The following is a 12,196-nucleotide window of genomic DNA, read 5'->3' as shown; positions in this document are numbered from 1 at the left end:
CTTGTCATGTCAGCCAGCAGTAGTTCCACCCGATCAGGAACGCTCCACGACCTGCTTGCCGGAGATCAGCCGATGACACCGCCCGTGCGCTCCGAGGGATGCGGCGGGACGGTTCAGATCTGGACCGGACGCCGCTGCCACTCCTACACGATCAGAAGTACAAGTACAACACCGGGACAGCCACAGCCTATCCCGTGAGCATGTCGGTCGCTGCCCTGGAACGGGCCCCGACAGAAACCGTCTCTACCGACGTGACCTCTACTCCGATGCCATTGATCCAGGCGTTGCCGGAGATGGCATCCAATGTCTCGGTGCCGTTGGGCACGAGGTCGTTGTAGCGTGCGCCACCGGCGGCGACCGCGACACGCCAACCACCCTTGTGACCCCAGTGTTGATTGAGCCCGACGGAGCCTTGCATAACCTCATCCGTTACTTCGAGCAACACTTCGATCTCGCCCCAGCGAGAACCGACCCGAACGGCCGTACCATCTGAGAGCCCGCGACTGCCAGCGTCGTCCGGGTGCATCCTCAGCCGGCACGACCGATTGCCCGACATCAACCGAGGAATGTTATGCAGCCACGAGTTCTGCGAGCGTGCCTCGCGGATGCTGAACAGTTTGAGCGGGTGGTCGGCGTCGACTGTCGTGGAGGTGGTGAGTCGCCGCATCTCCTCGGCGAATCGCGGATGTTCCAGGTGTACGAGATGATCCTTGGTGTGCAGACGCTTACGGAGCACATCGGTGGGGGAATTATCCCCGAGTTTGAGCGCGCCGTCGTTCTTCAGCAGCTTCTTACGGCTCAGACCACCGCGGCGCAGGCCGAACAGGTCGCCGTCCGGACCCAACCTCATGAAGATGTCCACCCCGACGTGCGGAGGTACCCGGATTCCGAGCTTGCCCATGAGCTGTGCCCCAGGTGCCGGGGATGGTACGAGTCCGATGCGCTTGCAGATCTCGTCCAGCGTGCGCCAGTCGTCCCGGACGTTCGGGGGTGCCGCGGCGACGGCATCGGTCCACTGGGCGTAAGGCACCGCGTTGTGTGACTGTGTGAAGACGGGGAAACCTTCGCGTTCGAGCAACAGGGTGGGTGGCAGGATGTAGTCGGCGTGTCGGTTGGTCTCGGTGATGTACGGATCGAGCGATACGAACAGGTCCAGCGCGGCGAACGCGCGCTCCATCTCGTCACAGGCCGGCGAGGTGGTGGCGGCGTTGGTGGCGACGCACACCATGGCGCGAAGTTGACCCCGCCCAGGCGTGTGCACCTCGCGGGGGAACGTCGCCCAGGGCGAGGTGCCGAGAACCTCGGGTATGCCATCGACCCGGGTACGCCAGCGGTCGTACCCACTGGCGCGGAGAACCTTGGTCATCAGTTCGAGGTCGACCATCGGCCGGGCGAAGACCATGCCACCCGGGCTGTCGAGGTTGCCCGTGATGATGTTGAGCACGTCGATGAAATATTTTGTCAGGGTGGAGAAACGTCCGAGTGAGGCGCCGCATCGGCCGTAGACACAGGCGGATCCGGCGGATGCCAGGTCACGGCCGAGCTTTTCGACGGTGCTTCGAGGGATGCCTGTCTCAGCCTCGACCCGGTCAAGGTCGACGTCCCGTACCAACCCGAGTGCAAACTCGACTCCGCTGGCTTGCGTGGCCAGTCGGATCCTGTCCACCAGCTCGGCATCGACGATCACCTTGAGCATTCCGGCGATCAGCCAGACGTCGCTCTCTGGGCGGATCGGAACGTGCTCGAAGAGGCGCGCGGTCTCCGTACGGCGCGGATCGACGACGATGACCCGCCCGCCCCGCTTCGGGATCTCCAGGAGTGTTTCGCGGATCCGACCGATGGTGGCCATCGACCCGTGCGACACGACCGGGTTGGCGCCGAGGATGAGTGCGAAGTCGGTCCTGGCGAAGTCGGGGATCGGGTTGGTCAGGTTGTTGCCGTACAGGAGCTGGCTGACCACCCAGTAGTTGTTGATGTCGACGGAGCTGGCCGTGTAGAAGTGCTTCGTCTTCAACGCGGCGGCCATACCGAACAGCGTGAGAAAAGCACCGTAGTTCCAAGCGTTCGGATTACCCAAGCCGATACCGACGGACTCCCGGCCGTATAATTTGATCACCGATCTCAGTCGTACGCCGATGTCATCCAGCGCCTCGTTCCAGCTGACCGTCGTGAACGTGCCGTCGGCGTTGCGCTTCACCGGGTCACGCAGCCGGTCGGGATCGTTCAGCACGTCAGGGAAATTGATGCCCTTGGTACAGGCGAACCCGCGGGACTGTGGATGGTCCTTGTCCGGGCGCAGCGTGAGAATCTTGCCGTCCTGTACAGTGGCGATGAGGCCACAGGATGCCTCACATACCCCACACCAGATCCGCTTGTCCGCCATGACGCTCCCTTCGGTGCTCTGACGTCGTTGTCTAGAGAGTTCGCGCGATGATCTCTCGCATGACCTCGTTGCTACCACCATAGATCCGTTGTACGCGTGCGTCGGCATAGAGGCGGCAGATCTCGTACTCGCGCATGAAGCTGTATCCGCCGAAGAACTGCAGGCACTGGTCGACGACGCGGCCCTGCATCTCGCTCACCCACATCTTCGCGATCGACGCGCGATCGCTCGTCAGCTCGCCCTGTACGAGCTCGGCCAGGCGCTGGTCGACGAAGACCCATCCCACCTGCAGCTCGGCCTTCAGCTCAGCCAGCTTGAACCTGGTGTTCTGCATGTCGCCGATCACGGAGCCGAAGGCGCGACGCTGACGCACATGGTCCACAGTGATATCAAACGCCTTCTGCGCGGCGGCGATCGAGGCGACGGCGATGATGAGGCGCTCCTGGGGGAGCTCGGCCATCATCGCGGCCATCGCCCCGCCTTCCTGGCCCAAAAGGTTGGTGACCGGCACCCGGACGTTGTCGAAAAATATCTCCGATGTGTCGGCACTGTGGTGCCCGAGCTTCTCGAGATTGCGTCCCCGGCTGAAGCCGGGTCGGTCGGCCTCCACCAGGAAAAGACTCATCCCACGGGAACCGGCGGCGGGATCGGTCTTTGCCACCACGACGGCGATGTCGCAGTGCTGGCCGTTGGAGATGAATGTCTTCTGGCCGGAGATGACGTAGTCGTCGCCGTCGCGGACCGCGCGGGTGCGCAGGCCCCGGATGTCGCTGCCGGCAGCCGGCTCGCTCATCGCGATCGCACACACTGCCTCGCCGCTGACCATGCGGGGCAGCCATGTCTTCCGGATATTCTCGCTGCCGTAATCGAGAATGTATCCGCAGCTCACGTCGCTGTGGGCGGTAAAGTTGCCGGTAGGTCCGGCAAAGCCGGCGTACGAGCACTCCTCGATGACCACGGCGTTGAACCGGAAGTCGCCGATGCCGCCATACTCCTCAGGCACCTGCGCGCAGAGGATGCCCGACTCACCGGCCTTCCGCCACAACTCGCGGTCCACGATGCCGGCGGCTTCCCAGCGTTCGAAGTTCGGCTCGATCTCGCTGGAGACAAAGCGCCGGACCGACTGCCGGAACATGCGCTGATCGTCGTCGTAGACCTTGCGGTGACTCAGCATGAATGGGCCTCCGCCAACGAGTCGGAATCGTAGCCTGCGACCATCACGAACCGCCCTGCAGCAGCTTGCGCACATCGGCCACGGCGTCGATACCGGCCTCGTCACTGCCCGCGAACGGGATGAAGTTGAAGGTGGTGCAACCGGCTTCGATGAAAGGCGCGACGAACTCGGCCACGTCCTCCACCGTGCCGTAGGGGACGTAGGACTCGAATTTGTCGAACGGAGTGCGGTAGAGGTCTTCCATCGCCGGGGCCACCCTGTTGCGCGCATCGGACCGGTCGGAGCCGAACCCGCACCAGAACGTCATGCCGTGCTTCCAGTCGACATCGGTGCGGCCCGCGTCCACCGCGTGCGCCTGGACGGCGTCGATCGCCTCGGCGCAGCGCGTGGCCGAGGTCCAGATGCCGAGCCAGCCGTCACCCAGTCGCCCCGCCCGTCGCAGCGCGGCGTTGGAACGTCCGCCCACCACCAGCGGGATCGGCTGCTCCGGCGTGGGTCGAAGCCGTACCTCGTCCAACGAGAAGAACTCGCCCTCATAGCTGACAGTCTCTCCGGCCAACAGGCGACGGACGATGCCAAGTGACTCGTCCATTCTGCGCCCCCTGGTTTTCGGGTCGACGCCGCAGGCGATGACTTCCCGCCGATCGTCACCGCCGATGCCGAGGCCGAGCGAGAGACGGCCGGGGGCGAACTGCGCCACCGTCAGGATCTGGCGGGCGACGAGCAGCGGGTGGCGCAGCACCATCAGGTAGACGGCCAGATAGACATCCAGCTCATCGGTGGCGGTCACCACCGACGCCGCATCGGTCAGACCGTCATTGCCGACCCCACCATGGAACATCACGTGGTCGCCGACCATCACATGATCAATACCGGCCCTTGCCATGCGGTCGAACAGGCGCGATCGGTGCGTCAGCAGGGCCGCACCGGACTTGACGGGCTGGTCCACCCACGTCTGTGGCATCAGGTTCACACCGAAGCGAACGTTGTCGTGGCTCATCCCTCAGCCTCGTCCTTCAACATCCCGCCGACCCAGGAACGCGTCCTTACGATCAACGATCTCGGGGTCGCCCATGGTGGAGTAGCTGTACAGGCATTCGAGGCGCAGCTGGTCGTCCAGCGGCCGGCCGATGACCTCGAGGATCGTCTCCTTGGCCGATTCGACCGCGACCCGCGGGTTACGCAGGATCTTCGCCGCCATGTCCTCCACCGTGGCCATCAGGTCCTCACGCGGGACGATACGGTTGACCAGGTGGTACTCCTTGGCCTGCGCGGCGGTGATCGGCTCGCCCATCAGCTCGAGCTCCATGGCGATGCCCACGCCGCAGGTGTTGACCAGCCGCACGATCCCGCCGTCCCCGAAGTGCATGCCGCGCCGCATGTGGTAGAAGCCGAACTGGATATCAGAGGCGGCGACCCGGATGTCGCAGGCGAGCGCCAACTCGATGCCTCCGCCGATCACCCACCCGTTGAGCGCGGCGATGACCGGCTTGTTGGTGCGGTGCAGCCCACGTGTGATCCCCCCTGCGAAGCCGCGTCCCAGCACGCTTCGGCCGAGGCCCGGCCCGCTCTCCAACCAGCCGTCGACATGGGAGGACAGATCGGCACCGGCGCAGAACGCCTTGTCACCGGCACCGGTCAAAATAGCCAGCCGCACGTCCGGGTCGTCGCGGAAGTCGGTCCATGCCTGAAAAAGCAGGTTATCGGTCTCGGTGTCGATGGCGTTGCGCTTGTCGGGGCGGTTGAGGGTGATGTAGGCGATCTCGCCGCGTTTCTCGTAAAGAACCTTCGACATGGGGTTTCCTCGCTGTTCCGAGCAGGTCATGGTCTAAACTAGATCGGGTAGGCTAGTCAATAGGATTTTCCAGCCGTTGACCCCGCGACTTGGCGCAGTGTGCGTCGGCAGGCAGCGAGCAGACCGTCGACGAGCGCGGGATCGGCGTAGTAGCGGTCGCCTTCACCCGTGATGGTCTTACTGCGGTTGTATTCAAAGAGGATCGCGAGCTTGAACAGCTGGAACGCCTCATACCAGGGCAACTGTGACACTTCCCGGCGAGTGGCGGTCGCGTAGCGCGCGGCAAGCGCATCCCGTCCCGGGAAGCCGGCGCGCAGCGTCATCGTGGACATCTCAGTCAGGGCGTGCGGCGGCTCGCCGGGAACGGCGTATGTAACGAGCGTGTAGGCGAGGTCCGCGAGTGGGTCGCCGATCCCGGCCAGCTCCCAGTCGAGCACGCCGAGGAGCCGGGCAGGTCTGTCGGGCGCGAGCATGACGTTGCCGAACCGGAAGTCGCCGTGCAGCAGCGCCGGCTCACCCGCTGTGGGCACCGTGGTACGCAGCTGGTCACGGATCTCATCGAACGGCTGCTCCAGCACCCCGTCCTCGCCGGCGATCAGGCGGGGCAACCGGTCGAGCTGGCGCTCAAGGAAGCCGTCGGGCCGTCCGAGATCGCTCAGCCCGCAGCCGCGCCAGTCGACGTTGTGCAGCGCGGCGAGGACGTCGATGAAGGCTTCGGCGACGGCAGAACGCCCCTCGACGGTGTCCAGATCCGGCGGCAGGCTACCGGTAGCGATCAGGCCGTCGAGATGCTCCATGACATAGCAGGGCACATCCATCACGTCGCCCTCCTCGGCGACGGCGAGTACCCGTGGGACCGGAACATCGGTGTCCGCCAGCGCCTGCAGGATGCGCGCCTCCCGCCGCATGTCGTTCGCGCCCCTGGGCAGAGGCGGTCGCGGTGGTCGGCGCAGCACAAGAGTCCGCTCGCCGGTCGTGACGGCGTAGGTGAGGTTGGAATGACCGTCACCGATGCGTCGTAACCGCACATGCCCGGCGCAGAGACCCTTGGCCTGCAGCCATCTCTCCAGCGCGCTGACATCGAACGGGATCTCCGCGTCAGTCATGTCCCGGTCCTGGTCAGGTGCGAGAGGCACGGGGGGAGCAGCCGGGTCCCTGACCGGCCCCAGCCGGCTTCCCGGTTGGCTCCGCCCCGGCAGGTGGCCTCGTCGAGTACGGGGTTCGGACCCACCAGCGGCGCGAGGGGCACGTCCCAGCTCCGGCTACTCACGTCGCCGTTGTAAGTGGGGCCGTTGTAAGTGAAGCCGTCGCGGGTGGATCGGCACCAGCTGGCCCGCGTGAGACGGACGTCATGGGTGGGATCGAGCGGCTCACCAGCCGCGGCCTTGCGTATAGAGAGGTTCACACCTGAACAAGCCTCCTGCCGGTACCGGGTGCGCCGTCCACGTCACCGCCGACGAGGACAGCGCACGTCTTCGCATCAGGTGATGCATTAATGTATCAACGAGCGGTGGATGCCGCTACCGTCCTGCCCATGGACCATGTGCGAAGGCGTATCGTTCCTGCGGTGCGAGACCGTCATCTCCCGGTCATCAAGCCGCTCACCGCCCGATCGGTCGCGCTCAGCACCCTCCTCGGCTACCATCCACCCGCGCTCCCGGTCAGCGCGCTCATCCGCGTCGGCGGACTGTTCGGCATCGCCGAGCGAACGACCCGAGTGGCGCTGACACGGATGGTCGCGGACGGGGACGTCGTCGCCGACAACGGCGTATACCGTCTCACCGAACGACTTCTCCAGCGCCAGGCTCAACAAGACGAAAGCTGCTCACCCCGGTCCAAGGAATGGAACGGGAGCTGGGAAATGGCGATCGTCACGGCCCAGGCCAGGCCGCTTGCCGAACGGGTCGCTCTGCGCAAGAGCATGGTCGGATTCCGATTGGCCGAACTTCGGGAAGGCGTATGGATTCGCCCGGACAACCTGCTTCGGCAACTCAGCGGCACCGTCGCCGAACAGTGCACCTTCTTCGAAAGCCGCTATCCGGACTCTCTCAAGCTGGTCGGGTTGCTCTGGGACCTACCCGGCTGGGCGTACGAAGCGCGCCGCCTCTGTACAGAGATCGACGCTGTCGGCGATCTGACCGCCGGATTCATGGTCACCGCCGAGGTTCTCCGGCACCTCCTGATCGACCCCTATCTGCCCCCAGAACTGCTGCCTGAGGACTGGCCGGGCGCTGAACTCCGCAAGCGGTATACCGAATTCAACGCCACGTACACCAAGCGCCTCCGTGACTACAGCGACGGGAGTGTCAAGTTAACGGCTCTACCAAGATTCTGATGGTAACGGAGCGTAGCCATGAGAGCAGGATGCGCTGGCGGAGCAGAGGGAACCCGGCGCGGCCGTACATCTGCCGCTTGACCAGCTTGACCTTGGTGTTTGCGCCACTCCCGCAAGCCTGCTGTACAAGGAGTCCCCGTTCAGCTGGTGGATCCGCGAGCGCGTCACGCGTCGCGGCACCGATCATCTGTGCGTCGAGACGCCCGTGGACCTCGATGGCAACGGGCCGCGCGTCACCCGCAACGGGCAGACCCGCAACGGCCGCCGCGGCGCGCACGGCGACCTCGCCGACGCGTCCATCATCGGGTTCTCCTCCGCCGACCGGCTCACCGAGATCGACACCGAGATCGCGGAGCTCGACGGCTCCCTGGGCACCCTTCTGCGCCGCGAAGCCGCGTGCGACGAGCAGACACAGCGGCTACACCGGCTCGAGGGCGCGCACAAATGGGTGCAGGCCACCGAATGGGCGGACATCGACGTCGACGGCAGCCAGGCACTCCTGACCAGCAAACAGAGCGAACTCGCCCGGCTGCTGGCGACGAACGACGTCATCGCCACCCTCGACAAAGAGCACTCGGAGCTGGAAGAACAACTGTCAGAAACGCAGACGAAGGCCATCCGCGCGAAAGACCAGCTCGACGCTGTCGAAAACGAGTACGCGCGGCTGTGCGAGCAGTGGGACGAGACAACGCGCGCGCTTGACCGCATCGACACCGACGGCACCGTCACGCTCACGGACGATCAGTGTGGCCACCTCGACACGCTCTTCATGGACGTCAGCAACCTCGACAGCCTCAGCGACTTCGACCGCGGCCTGCCGAAACTCCGCTCCCGCCTGGCCGAACAAACGCTCCATGCCCAGGAGAAGGCCGCCACGGCGGCCAGCACCCTGGTCGGTATCTTCGAGCAGTTCCAGTCCCGCTGGCCTGACCCGAACCGCGGCGTCGGCATCGACTCCTATCCCGAGTACCGCAACATCCTCGACAAGATCGTCGCGACCGGCCTCGCCGAACGCCGCCGGGAATGGCGCCGCCGCCTGTCGGAGTGGAGCGGGCAGGACCTCGTCCCCCTGTCGGGCGCGTTCGGCGCCGCGCTCGACGAGATCCGCGCCCGACTCGACCCGATCAACGACATCCTCGCCACCCTGCCGTTCGGTCCCGCGAACGACCGGCTGCGCATCTCGCTGCGGGTACTGCGCTCCGAGGACGTCGCCCGGTTCCGCGGACAACTCGCGCACCTTGCGTCCGGCGTCACCGGAGAGATCAGCGACGAGCAGGCCGAGCAGCGGTTCCTGGACCTGCGATCGTTCATCAGCCTTCTGCGCAGGCCCGACGACGGCGCACGACCCGCCGGCGTCAGCCGCGACGTGTACCTCGACGTACGCCGGCATGTGGAGATCACCGCGGTCCGCGTCGACGTTCACGGCCGCGAGCTCGCCACATACGCGTCCCTCGGCGGCAAAAGCGGTGGCGAGACACAGGAGCTGATGGCGTTCGTTGTCGGCGCCGCGCTGCGCTACCAACTCGGTGATGAGGACCGCCGGCCACGCTTCGCCCCGGTGTTCCTCGACGAGGGCTTCATCAAGTCCGACTCCGAGTTCGCCGGCCGGTCGGTACAGGCGTGGAAGAAACTCGGATTCCAGCTGATCGTCAGCGCTCCGCTGGACAAGGTGACCGCGCTCGAGCCCACCATGCCGCTCATCCTCACCGTCACCAAATCCCCCACAGGCCGCTCGCACGTAACCCAGTTGCGTGCCATCGACGACGAGACCCCAGCCAGCGGGACAAACCCGGCAGGGTCGCACCAGTGAAGACACCAGAGCGCGTCGTTACCGAGGTGATCGCCCGGCTACGCCGCAGCTGGCCGCAGGCAGCCTGCCACACCGCGCTCCGCGGGAGCACCCAAGCCGACGGGCACACGTCAGGGGTTCACGACTCGCCGGCATGGCCCCACTCGTTCCCCCTCGGAACGCCGAACAGGGCAGAACTCGAACAGCACTTCGCCACCTACCAGGGCCAGGTGCTCGCCTGGCGGCAGTGGCACACCAGCCACGCCGGACGCGGCGTCGATCTCATCGACGCGACCCGCCGGGTCCACGGCACTGTTCAGGCCATCCCCACCCATCTGCGGGTGGAGAACATCGACGCAGCCGTAGCGCTGTGCGGCCATGACTGGACCACACGGCTCGCACGGGGCAGGAGCCGCGCCGCGACGCTCGTCGAGCGATTCGGGCCACCAGCGGACCTGCCGCGCATGCTGCGCGAGGTCGACGACTGGACCGACACCGACTTCGCCCTGCTGTGCGACGCCGCGGAGTGGTTCCGCAACAACGACGCCACCGGCCTGACACCGCGGCAGGTGCCTGTGCCCGGCATGCACGCCAAGTGGCTCAACACGCGCCAGCACCTCGTCGCCGCACTCGCCGGTCTGGACATGCTGCCAGTCGCGCCAGCGCACCCGGCACGCCTCCACCTCACCTACCTCGATCCACACCACCGCGCGGCTGGTGGCCGGCACCATGACTGCATCAGCATCGGCGATCGCGTCCCGCTGGCGTATGAGCCACAGGTGGTCGTCATCTCGGAGAACAAGGACACCGCTGTCGCGTTCCCGCCGGTGCCCGGCGGCGTGTGTGTAGAAGGAGGCGGATTCGGCGGCGCCGCGGCCGCCGCCCTCCCATGGCTGGTCACCGCGCCGCTGCTCGTCTACTGGGGTGACATCGACGCAGCCGGCTTTGAAATCCTCGACGGTTTTCGAACCGACGGCGTCCCTGCCGTCTCGATGCTCATGGACATGGTGACGTTCGAACGGTACGAGCGATTCGGTACCTCACTCGACCGCCGCGGCACACCACTCGGCCCCGGCAGACGCCGCGACGTACCGCACCTGACCGCCGACGAACGCGCCATGTACGGTGCCCTCACCGACCCCACCTGGACACGGCACCGACGCCTCGAGCAGGAACGCATCCCGCTCGCGGACGCGCTCGCCGCACTGCGACTACTTCAGTCACGCGACTCTCTCGTGTAGCCACAAGCCGGTCACTGCTCTCAACACCACGCTGGGCGGAGGATGGGGAGGCGCGTGTGCCGGGTAAGGGTGTGCGTAGTGGCCGAGTCGCCCCACCGACTTGAACACCCATCGCATCGGTGGCAGGTCATGAGGGCCGGCAGAAGCAGAAGACGCGATGTCCGCCTTACCGCCGCGCCCGCCATCAGACCCCACCGCCCAGCACAGCGAGTGAAAAACTCCCCTCCACCACCAACCGGCCGACAGGAAACCACAGGTCACGCCCGCTACCTGGTGCTGATCGACCGGGGCTTCGACAGCAACACCTTCCTGACCAAGGTCGCCGCCACCGGTGCGCAGTTCCTGGCCCGATGCATGTCCACCCGCCGCCCCCTCTCCTGCACCCCCTGAGTGACGGCTCCTACCTCTCGCGTTTCGGTGACCTGACGGTACGCATCATCGAAGCCGACCTGGTTTGCGTCCTCGCGGACGGCACCCGCATCGGCGGACGCTACCGCCTGGCCACCACCCTCTTCGATCCCGTTACCGACCCCGCTGGCCAGCTCATCCGCCTCTACCAAGAACGATGGGAGATCGAGTCGGCGTTTTTCGCCCTACGCTCCACGCTGATGGCCGGACGGGTCCTGCGCTCAAGCGACCAGTTCGGCATCGAGCAAGAACCGTGGACCACCCTCGCCCTCTACCAGGCGCTGCGCACCGCCATGGTCGAGGCCGCCGAGTCCTGTCCGGACACCGACCCGGACCGCGCCAGCTGCACCATCGCCCTGGAAACCGCTCGCAACCAAGTCGTCATCGCCGCCGAGATCATTCCCGAGCAGCCGCACCGGGTCGGCACGATCGGCCGCACCGTTCTTGCGAACCTGCTCCCCGCCCGCCGCCCGCCGCCCGCGTATCAGCGCCCGTAAGGTCAAGTCCCCCATCTCGCGCTACCACTCCTGCAAGGGCCAGGCCCGGCCCCGGACCAGCACCCCCGTGGCCGCCATCGAGACCACCATCCACGACCGGACCAGTCCTGCCGCCACCATGAAGCACGCCAAACCGCCAGCAACCGATGAAGCCAACGAGCCGATCCACAGCGCGACGTGGGAACCCGACAGCGAGGACAAAGGTGCGGACGACGGCCACGTTGTCGAGGACCCCGGCGGCCGGGTGACGCTCATGCTCGCTGTACTCAGCAGCCACCCCGGCAGATCCTGGCACGCCCGCGACGTCGCCCGCCGCCTCGGCGTCACGAACATCAACAGCTTCCGCGTCCAGATGTCCCAGTGGGCCCATCGCGGCCTGATCCACAAGACCGGCCCCGCAACCTATGCCCTTGCATGCTGACCATGCAGGCGCTCGACACCGACCACAAGATTCTTAACTTCCCGGCTTGGAGCTTGACAGACCGGCCGCCAGCCTCCGTAGTTAGTTACATGAGTAATGAACCGATGAACCGATGAACCGCAGTATGCGGTGGTCGGCGTGAAGGACGACGGG

The 12,196-nt window shown here is 66.0% G+C and carries 11 protein-coding genes; 6 read left to right on the top strand and 5 right to left on the bottom strand.

Annotated elements, in window-relative coordinates:
* Positions 1-187 precede the first annotated feature (187 nt).
* From AC5LSR_RS19700 to AC5LSR_RS19680, 5 genes are read right to left on the bottom strand one after another with little or no spacing between them, the layout of a single operon-like run.
* Complete coding sequence (locus tag AC5LSR_RS19700) at positions 188-2,383, bottom strand: molybdopterin-dependent oxidoreductase (RefSeq protein WP_250282317.1); 2,196 nt, start codon at positions 2,381-2,383, stop codon at positions 188-190.
* Positions 2,384-2,414: 31 nt separating this feature from the next.
* Positions 2,415-3,557, bottom strand: coding sequence for an acyl-CoA dehydrogenase family protein (locus AC5LSR_RS19695; protein ID WP_250282318.1), 1,143 nt, complete (start codon positions 3,555-3,557; stop codon positions 2,415-2,417).
* A 43-nt stretch (positions 3,558-3,600) separates the two neighbouring features.
* Positions 3,601-4,557 (bottom strand): LLM class flavin-dependent oxidoreductase, encoded by a 957-nt coding sequence (locus tag AC5LSR_RS19690; protein ID WP_250282319.1) that lies wholly within the window; start codon positions 4,555-4,557, stop codon positions 3,601-3,603.
* A 3-nt stretch (positions 4,558-4,560) separates the two neighbouring features.
* Entirely contained in the window at positions 4,561-5,352 is a 792-nt protein-coding gene (locus AC5LSR_RS19685; RefSeq protein ID WP_493468794.1) for an enoyl-CoA hydratase/isomerase family protein, read from the bottom strand.
* 56 nt (positions 5,353-5,408) lie between these two features.
* The gene (locus AC5LSR_RS19680; RefSeq protein WP_250282322.1) at positions 5,409-6,458 is read right to left on the bottom strand and encodes a phosphotransferase family protein; all 1,050 of its coding nucleotides are present in this window, start codon (positions 6,456-6,458) and stop codon (positions 5,409-5,411) included.
* A gap of 404 nt (positions 6,459-6,862) precedes the next feature.
* On the opposite strand from AC5LSR_RS19680, the gene AC5LSR_RS19675 reads away from it, so the two are divergent.
* The 6 genes from AC5LSR_RS19675 (at position 6,863) to AC5LSR_RS19650 (ending at position 12,043) form a co-directional block, all read left to right on the top strand.
* A complete protein-coding gene (locus AC5LSR_RS19675; protein WP_493468793.1) occupies positions 6,863-7,687 on the top strand; it encodes a PaaX family transcriptional regulator C-terminal domain-containing protein in 825 nt (274 codons plus the stop codon).
* A 205-nt stretch (positions 7,688-7,892) separates the two neighbouring features.
* Entirely contained in the window at positions 7,893-9,497 is a 1,605-nt protein-coding gene (locus tag AC5LSR_RS19670) for an SbcC/MukB-like Walker B domain-containing protein (RefSeq protein WP_250282327.1), read from the top strand.
* Positions 9,494-10,717, top strand: a complete 1,224-nt coding sequence (locus AC5LSR_RS19665; protein WP_250282328.1) for a Wadjet anti-phage system protein JetD domain-containing protein — start codon at positions 9,494-9,496, stop codon at positions 10,715-10,717. Before AC5LSR_RS19670 ends, AC5LSR_RS19665 begins: the two co-directional genes overlap by 4 nt.
* Before the next feature lie 210 nt (positions 10,718-10,927).
* A complete protein-coding gene (locus tag AC5LSR_RS19660) occupies positions 10,928-11,107 on the top strand; it encodes a hypothetical protein (protein ID WP_250282330.1) in 180 nt (59 codons plus the stop codon).
* Entirely contained in the window at positions 11,068-11,622 is a 555-nt protein-coding gene (locus tag AC5LSR_RS19655; RefSeq protein WP_493465852.1) for a hypothetical protein, read from the top strand. The genes AC5LSR_RS19660 and AC5LSR_RS19655 overlap by 40 nt, the downstream gene beginning before the upstream one ends.
* A 67-nt stretch (positions 11,623-11,689) precedes the next feature.
* Entirely contained in the window at positions 11,690-12,043 is a 354-nt protein-coding gene (locus tag AC5LSR_RS19650; protein WP_493465851.1) for a hypothetical protein, read from the top strand.
* The last annotated feature ends 153 nt before the right edge of the window (positions 12,044-12,196 follow it).

This window comes from Protofrankia sp. CiP1_Cm_nod4 (assembly GCF_982290645.1).
This window is presented reverse-complemented; position numbering and strand designations above follow the sequence as displayed.

Bases quoted from the DNA above. Each gene is read 5' to 3' on its own strand.
- AC5LSR_RS19700 (WP_250282317.1), bottom strand. From the start codon at position 2,383: ATGGCGGACAAGCGGATCTGGTGTGGGGTATGTGAGGCATCCTGTGGC.
- AC5LSR_RS19695 (WP_250282318.1), bottom strand. From the start codon at position 3,557: ATGCTGAGTCACCGCAAGGTCTACGACGACGATCAGCGCATGTTCCGG.
- AC5LSR_RS19690 (WP_250282319.1), bottom strand. From the start codon at position 4,557: ATGAGCCACGACAACGTTCGCTTCGGTGTGAACCTGATGCCACAGACG.
- AC5LSR_RS19685 (WP_493468794.1), bottom strand. From the start codon at position 5,352: ATGTCGAAGGTTCTTTACGAGAAACGCGGCGAGATCGCCTACATCACC.
- AC5LSR_RS19680 (WP_250282322.1), bottom strand. From the start codon at position 6,458: ATGACTGACGCGGAGATCCCGTTCGATGTCAGCGCGCTGGAGAGATGG.
- AC5LSR_RS19655 (WP_493465852.1), top strand. From the start codon at position 11,068: ATGCATGTCCACCCGCCGCCCCCTCTCCTGCACCCCCTGAGTGACGGC.